The organism is Mucilaginibacter sp. P4_C11, from assembly GCF_056402115.1.
This window is the reverse complement of sequence record NZ_JBFUIA010000059.1, coordinates 1-20,966: the sequence shown is the minus strand read 5'-3', so window position 1 is coordinate 20,966 and position 20,966 is coordinate 1. Positions and strand designations below refer to the sequence as shown.

Below are 20,966 nucleotides of genomic sequence, written 5' to 3'. Positions count from 1 at the left end.
CAATCGAGGCATAGGCCTTCAAGCCTGGCAATGACGATAATGCACCCTTACCGTTGTTAACTTTATCCACAAAAATCAAGGTTATTAACAAAGAAAAAGAAGCAAAAAGAAAGCTTCAACAATAATAATAACCTATACTATTTTGTTAAAGCTAATCTAAAGGCAATGACGGCCTCTTGGAGGTTCATATCATTACTGTTTTTTACAGCATTCGCTGGTGGTCACTTGCAATGACATATGTTTAATATTATCTCATCCAACCCCCTCCATCTTGATTCTTGACTCTACCTCCTCCCCTATTCCAATATCTCCGCTATCTCATCAAAACCCTTTTCCCTGGCCAAATCTGCGGGGAGTTTACCACCTTCCATGCGGGTATTAATCTCGGCGCCGTTTTCAAGTAACAGTATCAGCAGCTCGGTGTTACCGTTTTGAGCAGCCGAGTGCAGCGGTGTGGCCCCTGCCTGTTGTTTTATGTTGATAAGGGCGCCGTTTTCTATCAGCATCCTGGCTATCTGGGTATAGTTGCCCGCACAAGCCGAATGTAAAGGATACACATGAAACCCGTTGTTTGAAGGGCGGTTAACATCGGCCCCTTTTAGCACCAGGTAGCGGGCCACATCATAGTGGCCAAAGTAGCAGGCCAGCCCAAGGGCGGTAAAGCCATCGTCGGCATAATCATCAAGCGAGTTGGGCTTATCATAAACAAGGTTGGCTATCAAATCCAGTTTACCGGCAGCGGCGGCCTCAAACATGGTAAGCTCGCCGGCGTATTTTAACAACAACTCGGTTACGCCGGGCTTTTTGTAATAGCATGACAACATCAGCGGCGAAACCCGCTGACTGGTTAATGTTGTAGCCAGCTTCGGATTTTGGGCAAGCAGCTGTGCCAGTCCGGTTAAATCGGCAGTAGCAATGTACTCTTCAACCTGTTCTATACTCATTATCTGTACATAAATAAAGGCCAAACCTGCGCGTTAAACGTAAAGCGCGGTGTTCTTTCAATTATACTAAAAAAATAAAAATACGCCTAAATATTTGTTTAATCTGCTAACTTTATATTTCAACACTTAGTATTTTTTGGGTGGTTGATGAGGGTAATGTTAAGTCATCAGTACTTAGTCGCAGGCCATATGTTTGATAGTCATTTTTGACTTGGAACCAACGACCTTGGGCTAAAGACCCGCGATTAAACGCTTTTGACTTGGCAATAGATAAAAATTTATATGTTGTTTTTGCAAAGTTTACATAGGTGAAATTTTATGTAAGTTTGCAGTTAAAGGATGTTACATCAGGATGCCGGTAAAAGCAAATCAGTTTAAATCAAATAGTTTTAAGGACGATAATCAGCCACGCCAAACAGGCGGCAAGGCCGAAAAAGAGAAGGAAGCAAAAAAACTGCTCCCTAAAATGCCCCGCTTTGATATGGAAAATGGGCGTGGCGTAAAAATAGCGGGCCTATTTTCGCTTTTATTGGCCATTTATTTCCTGATCGCCTTTACCTCCTACCTGTTTACCTGGCAGGAAGACCAAAGTTATATTTCATCAACCAATGGCGGCTGGCATAACCTGGCCACCGGCAAAACCGTACAAGAAATTTCCGACACCGGTACGCCGCACATTGCACAAAACTGGCTGGGTAAATTTGGGGCGCTGCTGAGCAACCAGTTTATTTATGAGTGGTTTGGGGTAGCATCGTTCCTGTTTGTGTTTGTATTTTTTGTGTTGGGTTATCGCCTGTTATTCAAGGTGAGGCTTTTTTCGCTGGCTAAAACAATCGCTTACTCTATCTTCAGCATTGTATTCATCTCAACAGCAATAGGCTATTTTCACGCGTTTATTATAGATTACCCTCATTTTTTAGAGGGCGGCTTCGGTTACTGGAGCAACCGGCTGCTTGATGCCCAGATAGGCCCCGCAGGCACCGGCGGCCTGCTTGTATTTGCAGCGCTTACTGTGATGGTGATAGCCTATAACATCGATTTTAAAATACCATCCCGCAAAGAAAAAAAGGTTACCCCCATAGCTGTTGAAGAAGTATCGCCCGAGCCTGTTGAGCTGATTGACGACGAAATTGACCTGCCTGTTGAATGGCCCCGCGGCAACCGTGTAAAAGATATCCCCCTAAGCCCGGTTAATGTTGTTAAACCCGAGCCTATAAAACAGCAGCCGTTAGAGCAAACACCGATTTATCATGAACCCATTGTTTTAACACCTACCATTCCGACAAAAGCCGAACCCGACGACGAAACCGAAATACCACTGACTATTGACGTTAATCGCCCTTTGCCTGAATTGAATGTTGAAAAAGCCGACGATTTAAAAGCCCAGGAACTGGTAAACCAGTTTGGCATTTATGACCATCGCCTTGACCTTGCCACCTACAAATTCCCGCACCTGGATTTGCTGGAAAACCATGGTTCAAACAAAATTTCGGTTAATGCCGAAGAGCTGGAAGCCAACAAAAACAAAATTGTTGAAACGCTGAACCATTATAATATCGAGATTGACAAAATAAAAGCCACCATTGGCCCAACGGTTACCCTATACGAAATTATACCTGCCCCGGGCGTCCGCATTTCCAAAATCAAAAACCTGGAAGATGATATCGCCCTGAGTTTAGCTGCATTGGGTATCCGTATCATCGCGCCTATGCCGGGTAAGGGAACTATTGGTATCGAGGTGCCTAACCAGCACCCCGAAATGGTGTCGATGCGGTCGATCCTGATGACCGAGAAGTTTCAGAACACCACGATGGATTTGCCTATTGCTTTGGGTAAAACCATATCAAACGAGGTTTTTATAGCCGATTTGGCCAAAATGCCCCACTTGCTGGTTGCGGGTGCTACCGGCCAGGGTAAATCGGTTGGTATAAATGCCATATTGGTTTCTTTACTGTTCAAAAAACACCCCGCTGAGCTGAAATTTGTATTGGTTGACCCTAAGAAGGTGGAGCTTACACTTTTCCGTAAGATAGAAAGGCACTTTTTGGCCAAGCTGCCTGATGAAGCCGACGCCATTATTACCGATACCAAAAAGGTGGTAAATACCCTTAACTCGCTTTGTATCGAGATGGACCAGCGTTATGATTTGCTGAAGGATGCGCAGGTACGTAACCTGAAAGAATATAACGCCAAATACGTTAACCGTAAAATAAGCAACCCCGAAAAACACCGCTACCTGCCATTCATCGTACTGGTAATTGATGAGTTTGCCGATTTGATGATGACCGCCGGTAAAGAGGTAGAAGTACCCATAGCCCGTATTGCCCAGCTGGCCCGCGCCGTGGGGATACACCTGGTTATTGCAACGCAACGGCCATCGGTAAATATCATTACGGGTACTATTAAGGCCAACTTCCCGTCCAGGCTGGCATTCAGGGTGCTATCTAAAATAGATTCGCGTACCATTTTGGATGCGGGTGGTGCCGACCAGTTGATTGGCCGCGGGGATATGTTATTTTCAACCGGTAGTGACCTCATCCGCTTACAATGCGCGTTTGTGGATACACCAGAAGTTGAGGCCATATCTGATTTTATAGGCAACCAGAAGGGCTACCCTACCGCCATGTTACTGCCTGAGTACGTTGGCGAAGGCGAAACCAGCAGCCCTAAAGAGTATGATCCGGATGACCGCGACCCGATGTTTGAAGAAGCGGCACGTTTGATTGTATTGCACCAGCAAGGGTCAACATCGCTCATTCAGCGTAAAATGAAACTGGGCTACAACCGCGCCGGCCGGATCATCGACCAGTTGGAGGCCGCCGGCATTGTTGGCGCCTTTGAAGGCAGCAAAGCCCGTGATGTACTTTACCCCGACGAATATAGCCTTGAACGCTACCTGGAAACCCTGCAAAAAGCCAAAGATTAAACCAAATACAATAAATATGCTCTAAACCAATAACTATTAACATGAATAGTTGTTGATGATAAAACAAACATGAAAAAAACAATCTTATACACCCTGTTAGCGCTAACCATCTGCACCAATGCTTTTGCCCAGAAAGATGCCCAGGCTAAAGCGATTTTAAACCAGGTAAGCGCAAAATACAAATCATACGATCTTATTAAAGCCGATTTTTCTTTCACCCTTGATAACCAGCAGGCCGGCGTAAAAGAAACGCAGACCGGTACACTGATATCCAAAGCCAAAGCCGGAAAATACAAGGTTACTTTGTACAGCTCCGCATCGGCAAAGGATGTGGATAAAGAGATCATCAGCGATGGCAAAAGCCAGTGGACTTACCTTAAAAAAGATAAAGAGGTACAGGTAGGCGATGCCGCCAAAGGTGGTGATGGTTTAAGCAATCCTTCGCAGATTTTTACCATCTATGAAAAAGGCTACAAATACCTGTACACAGGCGAACAAAAAATTGCCGGCAAAGCATACCAGGCTATAGACCTGACACCCGAAAACGAAAAGGCAAGCATTTTTAAAGTACGTCTATTGGTTGATAAAGCTAAAAAACAGATTTACAGTGCCCTTTTATTCGATAAAAACGGCAACAAATACAACTATGTTGTAAAAAGCTTTACCCCCAATGCTCCCATTGCCGACAGCACCTTTGGCTGGGACACCAAAGCACACCCCGGTGTTGAAGTGGTGGACTTGAGGTAGATTACTTTTGAGATATCAGATTTGAGACAAAAAGAGCGGTGATTTTAGGATCATCGCTCTTTTTGTTTAAGGGTATTCCGAAGTATAGATGGGTTAAAAAAGTCTCCTCCAGGGGGATCGGTTTAGCCGCCTGACTACAAAACGCTGGCCCGAACGCCTGATTTAACCCCTACCTCCTCCTTCCCCAAGGAAGGAATCGCACATTCCTCTACTTTTTGAAGTTCCCCGACACACAGTCAAATTTATAGCGCCATAAAAAGTCATTTCAACTCTTCCAGCTTCCGCAATACAGTCCCTACCCGCTCATCTACTGTAGTATCTCCTTCAATAAGCAACAAGGGCTTTTTAAGGCTTTTCATCCAGTTTTGGTGTACTTGCAAGGTACGGCCATTGGTGGTGTTATCATCGTAGCCCTTCGCCCAATCTAAAAATTCATGGTAGAGGATGACGCGTTCCGGATCGGTATATATCTTATCGCCGTAACGTTCAAACTCACGTTTTTTGAGCCTGTCCATTCTTACTGCGTTTGGGATATACAAAAATACCGAGAGGTCGAAATCCCAGTTATTGTTCCAGCTGACTACCGAACCGCTTAGTATCCAATTTTTGTGAGGGGCTGTATCCAGGTTAAGCATGGCATTGCGTTCTTCCGGTTTTCGCTTAGCGGTGAACGGGGTTTCAGATGGCATCCAAAAGTATTCATCGCCATCAAATGCGGGATAACCAAGCGCCTGCCCCAGGGCTTTCCCCAAAGTGGTTGAGCCGGAGCCGGATGCTCCAAAAATATTAATCTGCATTACAATACAACCTTTACCCGATCGGCTGTGTACTCACAGCCGATTCCGTTATAACAAGATGGTTGGCTGTAAGGACACTAATTCTATTAAGTTAAGGAATTGACAGGCTGCTCCATCGGAGCAAAACATTTGTAGCACTTGTAATTAACATTTTTGCGTGCCGTAGGTACGCTACCTAAGTTCCGTACCTACGGCACGGAGCATTATTTTTCTATTTTCTCTACAAATGTTATACCCCTACGGGGTTGAAAACCCTTAACTTATTAGCCTTGGTGTCTTCACAGCCAATGGTGAAATTATTTATTTTCCTCTTTCTTCTCTTCAGTTTTAGGTGCGCGCTTATCGGGCATAGGGCCGCGTTTGTAGATGATAAGGCCATTCAGAAAATTGCGCAGGATCTGGTCGCCGCAGGGCTTAAAGTTGGGGTGATCATCGGCACGGAAAATGGCGCCCAGTTCGGTTTTGGTAATCCGGAAGTTGGCCAGCTCCAATACTTTTACAATATCATCGTCGGTAAACTTCATAGCTACCCGCAGCTTTTTCATGATATCATTATTGCTCATGCTATTGGTATTAAATTATATGGAAATATCTATTTTAATCTTCTTGTTTTTAATCTTTTCGCCCTTAATCTGCTGTACAACCTTTTCTATCTTGTTGCGCTTCACGGCCGCGTATGAGGTGTAATCCAGTACTTCTATCAGGCCTACATCCTCTTTATCCAGCCCGCCTTTTTTTAGCAGCAAACCAACAATATCTATTTTATTTACCTTGTCTTTTTTACCGGCAGCCACATAAAGCGTTGCCCAGGGCGATGGCTTGGGTACCACAGGATGTTCGGGCAGTTCCTCCACCTCGGGCATCTCTTTTAAATAGGATGGCTTTTCATCGGGCGCCAATAGCAGGTACGATGTGCCTTTGGCATGCATACGGGCCGTGCGGCCGTTGCGGTGCAGATAAGCTTCTTCGTTATGAGGCAGCTGATAATGTACCACATGCTCAATTTCGGGTATATCCAGCCCGCGCGATGCCAGGTCGGTAGTGATTAATAAACGATGGCTGCCGTTCCTGAATTTTAGCAGGGCCCGTTCCCTGTCGTCCTGCTCCATACCGCCGTGAAAAATATCGTGTGGTAGCCCCCTGTCATATAACAAATCGCTGATGCGTTCAACAGCTTCGCGATGGTTGCAGAAAACCAGTGTGGCCTGGTCGCCTATTTTGCAAATCAAAGCGAATAAGGCATCCAGTTTATCGGCGGCTTCGGCTATTACAGCTTTTTGTTTAATATCGGGTTTATTGGTGGCATTGGTCAGGTAATCCAATTCAATCGGCCTCACCATGCCGGTAAATGAAGGAATTTCGTCCATTTTGGTGGCCGATGTCAGCATCCGCTTTTTGATGTTGGGCATTTGCTTAATGATAAAAGCCATATCCTCCTGGAAACCAAATTCCAACGCTTTATCAAACTCATCCAATACCAGGGTATGTATCGTATCGGTACTAAAACTGTGACGACGTAAATGATGCGCTATGCGGCCCGGCGTACCTATAAGCACGGCCGGCGGCTGCGAAAGATTGTTGCGCTCAATTTTAACCGGGTGGCCACCGTAGCAGCAGTTAACTTTAAAGCCGCTGCCGATTGTACGGAAAACCTGTTCAATCTGCAAGGCCAGTTCGCGCGATGGTACCATAATCAATGCCTGCACGGTGGGGATATTGGCATCCAGCAAACCCAGCAAAGGCAATAAAAATCCAAGCGTTTTACCAGAGCCGGTTGGCGATAGCAGGATCACATCGCTTTTTTTTGCCGCGTTGATGGCTGCCTCCTGCATCTGGTTCAGGGCTGTTATTTTAAGGTTTTCGAGCGCTTGCTTTATCATTGTGCGGCAAAGATAAGGTAAAAGCCCCGTCTCCCGGTTGTGAAAGGTAAAACCGAGATAAATAGTTCAATAATTTCGAAATTCAAAATAAAAATTTAGCTTTATGGTACGCGTCAATCATAGCGCTAACAAATGAACACTTATCAATTTACACAAACCGGCGGTGCAAGATATGCACTGCTGAGTGCAACCTGGCCTTTAGCTACGTTAACTGTTACCGAAAATCAGCTCAGTTTAAACCTGCCATTATGTACCCTGCATTTCAGACCTGTTGATGTAGTATCAATTGAGCCGTATAATCGTGGTTTTACTACAAACGGCCTGGTTATTAATCATACCGTACCTCATTATAAAACGCCGGTTGTTTTTAGACCTTCGGGCAACGTACGCGAAACCATAAGCCAGATAGCGCAGACAGGCTTTACAGGTAATAAAAAACCTTTGCCAATTGACCTTGATACAACAATAACCAGCCTGCAATCGCAAGGTGGTTTTGCCATGAAAGTGCCCGCAGCAATTATTATCGTAATAATTTGGAATGCGCTGTTAACCCCGGAGTTTTACCGCGTTGTTGCACAAAACAAGTCTCAGGATATTTTCATGGGCATGCGGTTGGCGCCCGGTTTTATGGTATTACTTTGTTTAACGCTTATATTATCCGCCCCATTCCGGAACCTTTTGCTAAAGGAAGAACGTACTTTTAACGACATTGGAAAATTCATATACTTTATATTGGCAATTTGCAGTATAATGTTCCTTGTATCGTTATTGATGCCTGGCAAAGCATAAACAACAGATTTATGTTTACTCAATCACCTGTAAATTACATACGCTAAATCGCGACAAAGGACTCTTTAAAAAAGATAGGATATGCTATTGCCATTAGATCAATTTTATCTTGAGCAGGACGAACCACTAAAAAGCAGCTTCATTGCCTTAAGGGATATCATCCTGCAACACGATAAAGACATTACCAGCGCCTGGAAATTTAATATGCCTTTCTTTTTATACAAAGGCAAAATGTTTTGCTATATCTGGACGCATAAAAAACTACAACAGCCCTTTATTGGTTTCAGTGAAGGCAAACTGATGGAACACCCCGGCCTTACTTTCGAAAACCGCTCGCGGATAAAAATAATGATATTGGATGCAGGGAAAGTGCTGCCTGTAAATACCATTAAACAGGTATTGGATATGGCAATTGAATTGGTAAAAAGGGATTTATAAGATGGAACAAAACTATAGCCTGCAATGGCTCACCGATAAATTTGAAAACGGCGACGATATTAAGTACCTGTTCTTTTGGGGCCACAGGACCAAACGGGCCGAAATTGATAAATCGTGTTTTAGCCAATGGTTTGAATTGCCTTTTACTGTTGATGGCATTACCTACAAAACTGCCGAACACTGGATGATGGCCAACAAAGCCATGTTGTTTGGCAATCCAAAAATCGGCGAAAGAATAATTGCCGCCAACAGCCCCGGCGAGGTAAAGGAATTGGGGCGGCAGGTTTTGGGATTCGACGAAATTATCTGGGCCGGCAAGAGATTTGAAATTGTTGTTACCGGTAATATCCACAAGTTTAACCAGCACCCCAAATTTGCCGAATATTTGATAAATACCGGCGACAGGGTATTGGTAGAAGCCAGCCCTGTTGATACCATTTGGGGTATTGGGCTGGCGCAGGATGACGAAGATGTGAATAATATTTATTGCTGGCGCGGACCAAACTTATTGGGTTTTGCATTAATGGAAGTAAGAGATATTTTAAAAGGCGTTAAGTATTAGTGTATGCCTACCCCACTTGATAATTTCTACCTTCAACAAACCGAACCGGTAAAAAGCTGCCTTTTGGCCCTGCGCCAAATCATACTGAAACAGGATGCCGACATCACCACCGCCTGGAAATATGGGATGCCATTTTTTTGCTATAAAGGCAAAATGTTTTGCTACCTGTGGGTGCATAAAAAATTGCTGCAACCTTATATCGGCATTGTTGAAGGCAAACGTTTTGATCATCCGGGGCTAATCATCGAAAAACGGGCACGCATGAAAATTATGCTTTTTGATGCTGATGAGGATTTGCCGCTTGAAACTATTGAAGAAATTTTGAAGCTGGCTATCGATCTGTATAAAACGGGGGTAATAAAGATCAGGTAAATAAGTTATAATGTTACTTAAACATCATGAAGAAAACCTTATCACTCCTTTTAATAGGCTGCATTATAACTATCTCCTGCAAACCACGGCACAAAACAGGATATGGACGACCGTTAGTGGTACTAACAGAAACTAATCCATGGCAGATGGTTTTAAGCTCTGATGCGCCCACCATTGCCATTTACGAAAACGGCCAGGTGATTTACAAAAAGATAATGTACGACAAAGCTGAATACTACCGGGTTAACCTGAGCCACGAGGACCTGCTACAAACAATTGATGACCTGGGCATCACAGATAGTTTGAAAAGATTGCCCAAGTACACCAATGTTTCCGGAGCTACAGATCAACCGACTGCCGAATTGTACCTAAACCTCGATTCCGTGAAAACAATTAGCATTTCGGGCAATTTACGCTGGGGAGCCAACCGGGATAAAGCGCCCGCTTGTTTTACTACCGTTTACGATAACCTTGTAAAATACCAGCACGGCAGGGCAACCGAATGGCTGCCGGATAGCATTGAAGTAATGCTGACCAACTACCAGGACTCTCCCGAAAAACCGCTGGCCTGGCAAGTCGCATGGCCCGATCTTAAGAACAAAACAACCATAAAACGAGCCGACGATTTATATAGCGTTTACCTGGATAAAAAATACTTTTCGGCTTTCATCAAACTAAAGTCGTCCTTAAAAGAAAACCAGGCTGTTTTAGTTAACGGCCAAAAATTTTCGGTCTCGTACCGGATGCCTTTTCCTAATTTAAAGTAGCCACCGGCATCGCTTCGTGGTTTATTAATTTGTTTAGTTAATATACGCGCTACATGAAAATATTATATTAGCCTTAATATACCACCTTACATCATGATCAAAATCACAACATTTGCGCTTTCATTTATTTGGGTTTTAGGTTTCTTAACGGTTAATGCCCAACAGGCTGCACCGCGGGTAAAATTTACTGAAATAACTTTTGGCCCGGCAACATCAACAACAGTTTTTAAAGAAGAGATGCCTGGTTCGCCATCGGGCGATCATTCCATTTTTGCAAATCAGGTATTCGGTAAAAAGACAAACAGAATTGAGGCTAAAAAAGGAACCCAATTTGGCGTTGAATATAAAATAACCGGAAAACATGGCAATATTGCAAAGTTAGATATTGAATGGATCTTCCCCACAGAGATTGTAGACACCGCGAAAAAAGAATCATTTAAAAGTGTAAGGTACCCCATTGATATAGCTGTAAATGCAACCGATGCGAGCACCTACGCACTCGATAATGATTTTGAAGTAATAAAAGGCACCTGGCAATTGAATATCTATTACGCCGATAAACTGATTTATACCCGCAAATTTGAGCTTTATTAAGCACCGCAATTTTCATTTTGAAGCAAGTGCTGTACCTGTAATTAAATTATTTGAGTAATTTACAAGCATTAATTAATTGCACACCCTAAAATAGTTTAATGTACTGGTACGAAGAAGATATTAAACAACTTGAAAAAGTTAGTTTAAACAAGGAATATGAGCCCGAAACTATTTTTTACGGCAGTTCGTCAATAAGAATGTGGACAGGGCTTAAGGAGGATTTTAAGGAATTAAAACCCGTTAACCTGGGTTTCGGCGGCTCCACCCTGGCTGCATGTGTTTGGTTTTTTGAGCGGGTAATGGAAAGTTACAACCCCAAACGGCTGGTGATATACGCCGGTGATAACGATCTTGGCGATGGTCGCCATCCCGAAGAAGTTTTTATTTTTTTTCAGCAACTGGTTGCCAAAGTGCAGCACCGTTATGGCGATTTGCCCTGCTATTATGTTTCGTTAAAACCGAGCCTTAGCCGGTGGAACATCATTGATAAATTTAAATATGCCAATAACCTTATCGAAACCGAAATTGTTAAAAACACCAACAACTGGCGATTTATTAATATTTATAAAGAGATGATTGACGCCAAAGGTTACCCTAAAAAAGAATACTTTGTTGGCGACGGCCTGCATTTAAGCCCGCTTGGCTACCAATTGTGGAAACAGGTAATTACAGCTAATATTAACAGGTAAGCATTACCATTTATTTAATTTTGATTAACATTTGTTTTGGAAATTTCGCAGCAAAACGCCGGACCACAAATGAACAGAGCCTATCACAAATGGTTTAGCGCCAATTTACACCGTAATATGGAGCTATTGGTATTTGGGCATGCAGGCCGGGCAGTGCTGTTTTTCCCCACCCGGATGGCGCGGTTTTATGACTACGAAAACTGGGGCATTGTTGAGGCGCTGCAAACCAAAATTGAAAATGGCGAAATCCAGCTTTTTTGTGTAGATAGTATTGACATCGAAAGCTTTTATAACCACTGGGTGCATCCGGCCACACGCATAGCACGCCATTTGCAGTACGAACAGTATATCCTTACCGAGGTTTTACCCTTTATGCAAGCCCAAAATGGCGGCGATTACTTTGAAGTAGCCGGTTGTAGCATGGGATCGTTCCATGCCATCAATATCGCAATGAAACATCCTTCTATTTTTAAGAAAGTAGTTTGCATGAGCGGGCGTTTTGATCTTACCCTGCAAATAGACGATTTTAAAGATCTGTTTGATGGCTATCGCGATGAGGATATATACTTTAATATGCCCCAGCAATTTATGGCCAACCTGCACGATGGCACAATTTTAGATGCCATCCGCAACGTCGAGATCATTATGGCGGTAGGCGAAACAGACCCTTTTGTACATAGCAACCGTGATTTTAGCGCATTGCTTGCTGGCAAAGGCATCGCACACCAGTTATATATTTGGGATAACTACGCGCACCGGCCACGCTATTGGAAACAAATGGTGTCTTTGTATTTGTAACGGCGAAACTAACCTGGCAATAGCCCACATATCTTCTTTCAAATTTCGACTATTTTAACTATCATTTTTATATATTTGCGGCTCTGCTCCCGTAGTTCAATGGATAGAATTATGGTTTCCGGTACCATCGATATGAGTTCGAATCTCGTCGGGAGCACAAATTATCATTTGATATTTAAACAAAGGACTGTTCCAAAAAGAGCGGTCCTTTGTTGTTTCCGCAGTAACAGCAAAAACGACAAGCTATTAGGGTTTATTTTGCCACATCCACCGCAAGCATCAACAGGGTTAGTCGAAAGCTTTAGGTTCTAAATCAAGAATAATTCTAACTTACCATTCATGCTTACTACTGTTATTTAACAATAGTATATTCGCTATAAAAAAGAGAACAAATGCACCATGAACACCATGTAACTAGCTCGGAGACCATCAGGGACATTGTTATCGGCATGTCCGATGGTTTAACCGTTCCATTTGCCCTGGCGGCTGGTTTAAGCGGGGCCATCAGTTCATCTACCCTTGTGGTAACCGCCGGCATTGCCGAGATTGTTGCCGGATCAATTGCCATGGGTTTAGGTGGTTACCTTGCAGGGCGCACGGAAGTAGATCATTACCAATCGGAATTAAAACGCGAATATGAGGAAGTGGAGAAACTACCCGAGCAGGAAAAAGCCGAAGTAATGGAAGTATTTGCCGGGTTCGGCCTGTCTGAACCATTGCAACGGCAAATTGCCGATGAATTGGCCAAAGACAAAAAGCAATGGGTAGATTTTATGATGCGTTATGAACTTGGGCTTGAAGAACCTAATGCAAACCGCGCCACTAAAAGCGCCATCACCATTGGTGTATCCTACATTATTGGCGGCATTATCCCCCTATCGCCATATATTATTATCGACAGTGCCCAGGAGGCTTTGTATTATTCCTGTGGGGTTACTTTGATATGCCTTTTCATCTTTGGCTATTTTAAAAGCAAAATGACTGGCCAGCCGGCATTAAGCGGCGCTTTTAAAGTAGTAGTAATTGGCGCCCTTGCCGCCGGGGCCGCTTTCCTGATGGCAAAGCTGATTACCGGAAAATAGGTCTGAAGTCTTGAGTTCTAAGTTCTAAGCCAGAATCACAATTCAGACGTCAGGCTTCCTACTCAAGACTCAGAACTCAAAACTTAAAACTATCCTGCTATGATTTACCGCCGTTGATCATATCCGAAACGATGCCTTTGCCATCATCTTTTCGCTCGGCCAGGAAAACACCTGCAATATGAACAACAATAAAAGCAATAATAAGGTACATGCAAAAACCGTGAACCTCTTTAACGCTATGCCTGATAGATTTGAATGGTGCCAACAGATCTTCAAACGCCAGGAATAAACCGGTTACAGCCATAATAATAAGCAGCAAATAAAACACCGCGTAAATACTTTTTACAGCAAGTTCATGCTTAGCAAGTTCTCTTTCCTTTTTGGTAGTTTGAAACTGCCGGTATGCGCCTTTTATTTTACCGATGAATTTTTGATCGGCTAACTGAAAAAACTCCAGTACCAATCTGAATAATAGTAAGGCAGCCAATGCATATCCAAAATAGGTATGAACACTCCATACGCTATCGCCAAGCGCGTGGGCAACTGAGCCGGCCTGGTCGTTGGTTACTACGGCACCCGCGTGCTTCAGCTCATCTTTAACCAGGGCTGTAACCGGCCTTCTATCGGTAATGGTTGCATTGATTAATACGGTAAGCAGCGAACCACTGATGACAATAGTATTAACCCAATGCCAAAGGCGAAGGGGTGCCGAATATTTTTTAATATGTCCCGGATGGGTAACATCTTCACGAATTGGTTCGATAACTGCCATGTTGATTTTATTTTAGCTGCCTGTTTTGCCCAAAAGATAAACAATTCCATTTATCAAACCAATTTGCTCCCGCTCACCTTCCGGATTGTTACAAAGGAGCGTTTATCCTTTTGGGCGATAATGGTATACTGGCGTTTTGAGGCATATTTTTTTGTAAATTACCACAAGAATATGAAGCAAATCTGTAGTTAGCACATCAAGATATCCAAAAGACACGCCTACTTCAGTTTATCTTCAACTTCGCATTTTATCTTTGATCAAAAAACCGCATTGAAAATCCTGGTAATAGAAGACGAGCACAGCTTACGTGAAAACATCACAAGCTACCTGAATGTTGACGGCAATATATGCGAAAGCTGTGGTGGATTGACTGTAGCGCTACAAAAATTGGCCGACTATGACTACGATTGCGTGCTATTGGACATAGGTTTGCCCGACGGCCAGGGATTTGATGTGCTTGAATTTTTACGAACCCACCATAAGAACGAAGCAGTGCTGATCATTTCGGCCCGCAACTCGTTAGATGATAAGCTGAAGGGGCTAAACCTTGGTGCCGACGACTACCTGACCAAGCCATTTCACCTTGCCGAGTTAAAGGCGCGTTTAATGGCCGTGTACCGCCRCAAAGCATTAAACACCAGCAACAAACTGATATTTAACGAAATATCTATTGATATACCGGGCAGAACTGTTGAAGTAAATGATACGCCCATCATACTTACGCGTAAGGAATATGAGATGCTTCTTTATTTTATTGCCAATAAGGGTAAGGTAATATCTAAAAATGCTATTGCCGAGCACCTTTGGGGAGATGAGATGGATATGCACGATAATTTCGATTTTATTTACACGCATATCAAAAACCTGCGCAGGAAACTGTTGGATGCAGGCGGCAAAGACTATCTTACATCTATATACGGCCTTGGCTACAAATTTATCAGCTCATGAAACTATCTGAGCATTACACCCGGACAAGCGTATATATCACCCTGACTGTTTTACTATTTGGGGCGGTTATTTATTATTTTGCCATTAACTATATAGCGCAGCAACAGCTAGATCGCGGCCTTCAGCAACAGCTAACCGAGGCCGAAGAATATGCCAGGAGTAATGACCAAAACCCGCAGCTATACGACCTAGACCGGGACCATGCTGTATTTGTAAAAACAAACCTGCAGCAGTTGCAAAAACGTTTTTTTGATACCACTTATTTTAACCCCAAAGAACAACGGGCCGAAGCCGGCCGCGCGGTAGAAGACCTGGTTAAAGTAAAAAACAACAATTACAAAGTAGTTATCGCCATTTCCAGGGCCGGGCAAAAATATCTTATCGAGGTTATTACCATTATTACCCTCACCCTACTGGCCGGCTTGTTGTTTGTGCTGTTTATTACCAATAAATACCTGCTTAACGGTCTCTGGAAACCGTTCCGGTTAACACTAACGGAAATAAAGCAATTCAATATTGCCGATGTTGACCAATTTACCGGCAAACCAAGCGAGGTAGACGAATTTACCGAGCTAAACGAAGCCATCAGGGAAATGTCATTAAGGGTAACACACGATTACCTGAAACTGAAACAGTTTACAGAGAATGCATCGCATGAAATGATGACACCGCTGGCAGTAGTAACAACCAAACTGGATACACTGATACAGGACGAGACTTTAGGTGCAGATCAATTGGCTCAGATAACAGATATTTATAGTTCCATTAATAAATCAAGCAGGCTTAACCACTCTTTATTGTTACTTGCCAAGTTAGAAAACAAACTCATAACCGAGGAAGAACCCATTGAGCTTGACATTATGCTGGCCGAAAAGATGCAGCAATTCCAGGAATTGATGCAAAGTAAAAACCTTTCGTTTCAGCATCAACTTCAACCTAAACAAATATTGGCCAGTAAATACCTGGTTGATATTTTGTTAAACAACCTGTTCAGCAATGCCATCAGGCACAACATTATCGGCGGCGTAGTTATTATGCAATTAACAGCGCATTCGTTATCCATAAAAAACAGCGGGGGCGTCAATCAGCTAAACACCGACCTGATTTTTGAGCGCTTTCAAAAAGGTAAAGAATCGCAGGGCACCGGCCTGGGATTAACGCTGGTAAAAAACATTTGCCAACATTATGGCTACACCATCCATTATCATCACCAAACAGGTTTACACGCTTTTGTAATTACGTTTTAGAGCCTATTTTGTCACCTTAGTGATACAATTAACATTTAGCCGTTAACTACAGTTTTGCTTCAGATTGTAGCCATAGTTTTATTGTGTATGCAGCTTGCATACGTTATAAAAGTACTAACTCAATGAAATATTTATGCTTGCTGGCCTTCGCCTTTATCACCCTGCAACTTAAAGCGCAGGATAATTACGAGATCCAGGTATATGGTTCAGAAACGGTAGAAAAAGGCAATACCATGGTAGAACTCCATAGTAATTATACCATTAGCGGACGTAATGCAGCTGCTAATGGCGAATTACCTACCAACCATGCTGTACATGAAACTATCGAGATAACCCATGGCTGGACTCCCTGGTTTGAAACAGGCTTTTATTTTTTCAATTCGATAGGTGATGGCGGGCGGACTGCCTATGTGGGCTCGCACATCCGGCCAAGGGTAGCAGCCCCGCAAAGCTGGAACTGGCCTGTGGGCGTAAGTATCTCCACCGAATTTGGTTTTCAAAAAAGTGCATTCTCTGCCAATACAAGCACGCTGGAAATAAGGCCTATTGTGGATAAAAAATGGAACAAATTATATATTTCTGTCAATCCAACATTAGAAAAAAGCTTCGCCGGCCCCGATGTTAACCGCGGCTTTACTTTCTCGCCCAATGTAAAAGGTAGTTACGATGTAACTAAAGTAGTTGCCCTTGGATTAGAATATTACGGAAGTACCGGGCCATTTTTTCATTATGATCCATTTAAACAACAGGACCACCAACTATTTGTAGCAACCGACCTTAACTTCGACCCCAAATGGGAAGTTAACGGCGGCATAGGCTATGGATTTACTTCAAATACAGATAAAGCGATTGTTAAAATCATTATAGGCAGGAGGTTTTAATAGCCTAGCTACGAGACTATTCAACCATATCAGATGCGTAAATTCAGCACATAAAAAAGGGAATGCATCGAAAAGCACTCCCTTTTTTGTTGCAGGCCGGGCGGAACGACGTATTAATTACTTTGATAACGCCTTTAATTTCCTGCTCTACGCTGTTTAATATCTACCGGTTCAGTTAAACATTGAACCTAAAGTGCATAATATCGCCATCCTGCACAATGTAAGTTTTACCCTCAACGCCCAATTTACCGTTATCTTTTATGGTAGTTTCAACACCGTTAAATTTCACAAAATCGTCGTATTTAATAACCTCGGCGCGGATAAAGCCTTTTTCAAAATCGGTATGGATAACGCCGGCTGCCTGCGGTGCTGTAAAGCCCTGGGTAATTGTCCAGGCGCGTACTTCCTGTACACCAGCTGTAAAATAGGTGGCCAGGTTTAACAAACGGTAAGCAGCTTTTATCAGCTTATTAACGCCTGATTCTGTCAGGCCCAAATCGTTTAAAAACATCTGGCGCTCTTCGTATGATTCCAGCTCTGCTATCTCTGCTTCAATTTGTGCCGATATGATCAGCACTTCGGCTTTCTCCTCAGCTACGGCGGCTTTCACCTGTTCAACGTAAGCATTACCTGTACTTACAGATCCTTCGTCAACATTACAAACGTACATTACCGGTTTAGCGGTAAGCAGCCAGATGTCGGCAATATATTCTTTATCTTCTTCGGCAACCGGTGCAGTACGGGCCGATTTACCTTGCAGTAAATGGTTTTTATAAACGGTTAAAACATCAAAGGTTTTTTTAGCCTCTTTGTCGCCACCGGTTTTGGCCATTTTTTCAACTTTCTGAATCTTTTTCTCAATTGAGTCTAAATCCTTTAGCTGCAATTCGGTATCGATGATCTCTTTATCGCGAATTGGGTCAACCGATCCGTCAACATGGATCACGTTATCATTATCAAAGCAACGCAATACGTGGATGATAGCGTTAGTAGCGCGAATGTTGGCCAAAAACTGGTTACCAAGCCCCTCACCTTTGCTCGCGCCTTTTACCAGGCCGGCAATATCTACAATCTCGATAACGTTTGGCACTATGTTTTTGGGCTGAACTATTTCAGTAAGCTTTGTTAAGCGCTCATCCGGCACAGTAATTACGCCCACGTTTGGCTCGATGGTGCAAAACGGAAAGTTAGCCGCCTGCGCCTTGGCATTTGATAAGCAATTAAAAAGTGTTGATTTACCCACATTTGGCAAACCTACTATCCCACATTGTAAACCCATTTTTAAGTTGATTAAGTTGATTGAGTGAATGGTTGATTAAGTTAAAAAACAGGAATGAGCGGACAGGTTTTAACTAACCTAATCAACCATTCACTCAATCAACCACTCACTTTAAAAACCGCAAAGATAACAGAATTTTTTGCCGGATTATTTGAAAAAATAAACGACTTTTGCCGTCGTTAAAAAACAGGATCACATTAATAATACGATGTAAAAAACGAGGGCATTTATATGGAAGAGATGGTTGAGCAAATAGAATTGTTACTGGAGCAGGACAACAATACCCAATTACAGGAATATTTGAATAACCTCAATATATCGGATGTTGAAGAACTGATTGATGAACTTCCTGAACACGGCCCTTTATTTATCGAGATACTTTCGCTTAACCGCGCAGTTAACGTATTCCGTATCCTGGATTTCCCTACGCAGGAGCGCATTATTAAAAAACTATCGGGCCCAAGAGTTGCCGAATTGGTTAACGAACTACCCCCGGATGACCGTACTGCCCTTTTTGCCGAATTGCATGGCGACGCGGTTAAAAAACTGATCCTGCATTTATCACCAGAAAACAGGAAAGAGGCATTGTCGCTTTTAGGTTATGAAGAAGATAGCGTTGGCCGTTTGATGACACCTGATTACATTGCCGTTAAAAAAAACTGGGATGTAACAAGGGTACTCTCGCACATCCGCCGGTACGGTAAAAACTCCGAAACCATTGATGTAATTTATGTAATTGACGAAAATGGCATCCTGCTTGACGATATCCGGATTCGCGAAATACTGTTGGTAAAACCCGAAACAAAGGTATCTGACCTGATGGATGGCCGCCTGATAGCCCTGAGCGCCAGCGACCCGCAGGAAGAAGCTATCAACGTTTTTAGAATGAATAACCGCACCGCCCTCCCGGTAGTTGATAAAGAAAATATTTTATTAGGGATTGTTACCGTTGACGATATCCTTTGGATAGCCAATGAAGAATATACCGAAGACATTCAAAAAATTGGTGGTACAGAAGCCCTGGACGAGCCTTACCTGGATATTAACCTTTTTAAGCTGGTAAAAAAACGCGTAGGCTGGCTCATTATTTTATTTTTAGGCGAAATGTTAACCGCTACCGCCATGGGCTTTTTTGAAAAGTCGATAGAAAAAGCTGTAGTGCTGGCATTGTTTATCCCGCTCATTATATCAAGCGGTGGTAATGGCGGCTCGCAGGCCTCTACCTTAATTATACAGGCAATGGCCCTTGGCGAGGTAACTGTAACAGACTGGTGGCGTGTAATGCGCCGCGAGCTGCTCTCGGGCCTTATGCTGGGAGCTACTTTAGGCATCATTGGTTTCTTCCGTATTTTTGCCTTTGCTATGGTTTGGCCGCACCTTTACGGCCCGTATTGGATGCTGGTTGGGTTAACAGTAGGCTGCGCTTTGGTAGGTGTGGTTTTATGGGGATCATTAGCAGGATCAATGCTGCCACTCATCCTGAAAAAATTAGGGGCCGACCCGGCTACATCTTCAGCCCCGTTTGTAGCCACCCTTGTTGATGTTACCGGGCTTATCATTTATTTTTCAATAGCGTTATTGTTTATGAAGGGTACTTTGCTGTAGTTTCCATACATTCCAAATTATTGTTTGCTTAATTATTTATATATCTTTAGTACCATATAAACACTTAAACTTAAACACTAATAATGGAAACTGACGAAACCTACATCACCCCTCCAGGTTCAACCGAAATCATTTTAACCGCCGAAGCACAAAGCTATTTACTGTCGGCAGGTAAGTGGGCCACCTTTTTAGGTATCCTGGGCTTTATTTTTTGCGGCTTATTTGCTTTGTTAGCCTTATCAATAGGTACTATTTTTTCAAAAATGGCCGAAACGATGCCCTACAATCCCGGCCTGAAAATAATGGCAGGTTTTGGCGGCGGCGTTACTATTTTTTACCTGCTAATTGATCTGCTTTACTTTTTCTTCGCGCTTTATATTTACCAGTTTGCGGTAAAAATAAAGGCAGGTGTAAACTTTAAGGATACAGCCCACATAACAGCCGGCCTGGGTAAGCTAAAATCTTTTTTTAAGCTATGGGGAATTGTAACCATAGTTTTCATTTGCGTTTACATATTAGCAATAGTATGCTTTGTAGTATTTGCCGCAACTATGGCAAAAGACATGTCTGCAGGAATGTAACGATGTGTTATTAAAATAAAAGAGGCTGTATCATAAATCATGATCAGCCTCTTTTTTATTATTAATGGTTTATTGCTATAAAATCAATTAGTTATCTATGGTTTTATTTGTTTTAACAATCTGATTTTCATATATTTAAAGTATAGATATATGAGATATGGCAATCAGACAACCTGTTTTCAAACACTATGATCAGCAGCAAATATTAGCTATTCCGCCAACCCTGGAGGAGCTAATCCCGCAATCCCATCCGGTTAGAGTTGTCAAT

At 42.9% G+C, this 20,966-nt stretch carries 22 protein-coding genes and 1 tRNA gene; 17 read left to right on the top strand and 6 right to left on the bottom strand.

The features are described from left to right. Window positions 1–296 precede the first annotated feature (296 nt). Window positions 297–944, bottom strand: a complete 648-nt coding sequence (locus AC1DU2_RS30050) for an ankyrin repeat domain-containing protein (RefSeq protein WP_477389223.1) — start codon at window positions 942–944, stop codon at window positions 297–299. Between the two features lie 352 nt (window positions 945–1,296). Between AC1DU2_RS30050 and AC1DU2_RS30045 the strand changes: the two genes are divergently transcribed. Together AC1DU2_RS30045 and lolA1 are read left to right on the top strand one after the other, a co-directional pair. Beyond that, window positions 1,297–3,870 (top strand): FtsK/SpoIIIE family DNA translocase, encoded by a 2,574-nt coding sequence (locus tag AC1DU2_RS30045; protein ID WP_477389221.1) that lies wholly within the window; start codon window positions 1,297–1,299, stop codon window positions 3,868–3,870. A 69-nt stretch (window positions 3,871–3,939) separates the two neighbouring features. After that, window positions 3,940–4,617, top strand: a complete 678-nt coding sequence (gene lolA1, locus AC1DU2_RS30040; RefSeq protein ID WP_477389219.1) for an outer membrane lipoprotein periplasmic chaperone LolA1 — start codon at window positions 3,940–3,942, stop codon at window positions 4,615–4,617. A gap of 260 nt (window positions 4,618–4,877) precedes the next feature. Here the strand turns inward: lolA1 and AC1DU2_RS30035 are convergent, their stop codons facing one another. The 3 genes from AC1DU2_RS30035 to AC1DU2_RS30025 form a co-directional block, all read right to left on the bottom strand. Further along, window positions 4,878–5,414 (bottom strand): AAA family ATPase, encoded by a 537-nt coding sequence (locus AC1DU2_RS30035; RefSeq protein ID WP_477389217.1) that lies wholly within the window; start codon window positions 5,412–5,414, stop codon window positions 4,878–4,880. Between the two features lie 296 nt (window positions 5,415–5,710). After that, on the bottom strand, window positions 5,711–5,977 hold the full coding sequence (locus AC1DU2_RS30030; protein WP_477357196.1) for a DUF1456 family protein: 267 nt from the start codon (window positions 5,975–5,977) through the stop codon (window positions 5,711–5,713). Between the two features lie 15 nt (window positions 5,978–5,992). Continuing rightward, window positions 5,993–7,294, bottom strand: a complete 1,302-nt coding sequence (locus tag AC1DU2_RS30025; protein ID WP_477389215.1) for a DEAD/DEAH box helicase — start codon at window positions 7,292–7,294, stop codon at window positions 5,993–5,995. Between the two features lie 132 nt (window positions 7,295–7,426). Between AC1DU2_RS30025 and AC1DU2_RS30020 the strand changes: the two genes are divergently transcribed. The 10 genes from AC1DU2_RS30020 to AC1DU2_RS29975 all read left to right on the top strand — a co-directional run bounded on the left by AC1DU2_RS30020 (window position 7,427) and on the right by AC1DU2_RS29975 (window position 13,385). Next, window positions 7,427–8,083 (top strand): hypothetical protein, encoded by a 657-nt coding sequence (locus AC1DU2_RS30020; protein WP_477389213.1) that lies wholly within the window; start codon window positions 7,427–7,429, stop codon window positions 8,081–8,083. Window positions 8,084–8,164: 81 nt separating this feature from the next. Further along, window positions 8,165–8,521 (top strand): DUF1801 domain-containing protein, encoded by a 357-nt coding sequence (locus tag AC1DU2_RS30015; RefSeq protein WP_477357202.1) that lies wholly within the window; start codon window positions 8,165–8,167, stop codon window positions 8,519–8,521. Window position 8,522: 1 nt separating this feature from the next. Beyond that, complete coding sequence (locus AC1DU2_RS30010) at window positions 8,523–9,083, top strand: NADAR family protein (protein WP_477389211.1); 561 nt, start codon at window positions 8,523–8,525, stop codon at window positions 9,081–9,083. Between the two features lie 3 nt (window positions 9,084–9,086). Beyond that, window positions 9,087–9,455 (top strand): DUF1801 domain-containing protein, encoded by a 369-nt coding sequence (locus tag AC1DU2_RS30005; protein ID WP_477389209.1) that lies wholly within the window; start codon window positions 9,087–9,089, stop codon window positions 9,453–9,455. A gap of 26 nt (window positions 9,456–9,481) precedes the next feature. Continuing rightward, window positions 9,482–10,222: a hypothetical protein gene (locus tag AC1DU2_RS30000; RefSeq protein ID WP_477357209.1), complete on the top strand. Its 741-nt coding sequence runs from the start codon at window positions 9,482–9,484 to the stop codon at window positions 10,220–10,222. 93 nt (window positions 10,223–10,315) lie between these two features. Further along, window positions 10,316–10,816, top strand: coding sequence for a DUF3859 domain-containing protein (locus tag AC1DU2_RS29995; protein WP_477389207.1), 501 nt, complete (start codon window positions 10,316–10,318; stop codon window positions 10,814–10,816). 98 nt (window positions 10,817–10,914) lie between these two features. Next, a complete protein-coding gene (locus AC1DU2_RS29990; protein ID WP_477389206.1) occupies window positions 10,915–11,505 on the top strand; it encodes a GDSL-type esterase/lipase family protein in 591 nt (196 codons plus the stop codon). Between the two features lie 69 nt (window positions 11,506–11,574). After that, the gene (locus AC1DU2_RS29985; protein ID WP_477357215.1) at window positions 11,575–12,303 is read left to right on the top strand and encodes an esterase family protein; all 729 of its coding nucleotides are present in this window, start codon (window positions 11,575–11,577) and stop codon (window positions 12,301–12,303) included. Window positions 12,304–12,388: 85 nt separating this feature from the next. After that, window positions 12,389–12,460: transfer RNA gene (locus tag AC1DU2_RS29980), tRNA-Arg, on the top strand. A 235-nt stretch (window positions 12,461–12,695) separates the two neighbouring features. Continuing rightward, on the top strand, window positions 12,696–13,385 hold the full coding sequence (locus tag AC1DU2_RS29975; RefSeq protein WP_477389204.1) for a VIT1/CCC1 transporter family protein: 690 nt from the start codon (window positions 12,696–12,698) through the stop codon (window positions 13,383–13,385). A 97-nt stretch (window positions 13,386–13,482) separates the two neighbouring features. Here AC1DU2_RS29975 and AC1DU2_RS29970 read toward each other — a convergent pair whose 3' ends face one another. Then, window positions 13,483–14,157 (bottom strand): cytochrome b/b6 domain-containing protein, encoded by a 675-nt coding sequence (locus tag AC1DU2_RS29970; protein ID WP_477389202.1) that lies wholly within the window; start codon window positions 14,155–14,157, stop codon window positions 13,483–13,485. 270 nt (window positions 14,158–14,427) lie between these two features. Between AC1DU2_RS29970 and AC1DU2_RS29965 the strand changes: the two genes are divergently transcribed. From AC1DU2_RS29965 to AC1DU2_RS29955, 3 genes are all read left to right on the top strand, one after another. Further along, window positions 14,428–15,105 carry a response regulator transcription factor gene (locus AC1DU2_RS29965; RefSeq protein WP_477389200.1) on the top strand — a complete coding sequence of 226 codons (678 nt, stop codon included), beginning with the start codon at window positions 14,428–14,430 and terminating at the stop codon, window positions 15,103–15,105. Continuing rightward, the gene (locus AC1DU2_RS29960; protein ID WP_477389198.1) at window positions 15,102–16,352 is read left to right on the top strand and encodes a sensor histidine kinase; all 1,251 of its coding nucleotides are present in this window, start codon (window positions 15,102–15,104) and stop codon (window positions 16,350–16,352) included. The genes AC1DU2_RS29965 and AC1DU2_RS29960 overlap by 4 nt, the downstream gene beginning before the upstream one ends. Window positions 16,353–16,474: 122 nt before the next feature. Then, window positions 16,475–17,233: a hypothetical protein gene (locus AC1DU2_RS29955; RefSeq protein ID WP_477389196.1), complete on the top strand. Its 759-nt coding sequence runs from the start codon at window positions 16,475–16,477 to the stop codon at window positions 17,231–17,233. Window positions 17,234–17,408: 175 nt separating this feature from the next. Here AC1DU2_RS29955 and ychF read toward each other — a convergent pair whose 3' ends face one another. After that, entirely contained in the window at window positions 17,409–18,512 is a 1,104-nt protein-coding gene (gene ychF, locus AC1DU2_RS29950; protein ID WP_477389194.1) for a redox-regulated ATPase YchF, read from the bottom strand. 231 nt (window positions 18,513–18,743) lie between these two features. Between ychF and mgtE the strand changes: the two genes are divergently transcribed. Together mgtE and AC1DU2_RS29940 are read left to right on the top strand one after the other, a co-directional pair. After that, window positions 18,744–20,117, top strand: coding sequence for a magnesium transporter (mgtE, locus tag AC1DU2_RS29945; RefSeq protein ID WP_477357235.1), 1,374 nt, complete (start codon window positions 18,744–18,746; stop codon window positions 20,115–20,117). Window positions 20,118–20,200: 83 nt separating this feature from the next. After that, window positions 20,201–20,698, top strand: a complete 498-nt coding sequence (locus AC1DU2_RS29940; protein ID WP_477389192.1) for a DUF5362 family protein — start codon at window positions 20,201–20,203, stop codon at window positions 20,696–20,698. The last annotated feature ends 268 nt before the right edge of the window (window positions 20,699–20,966 follow it).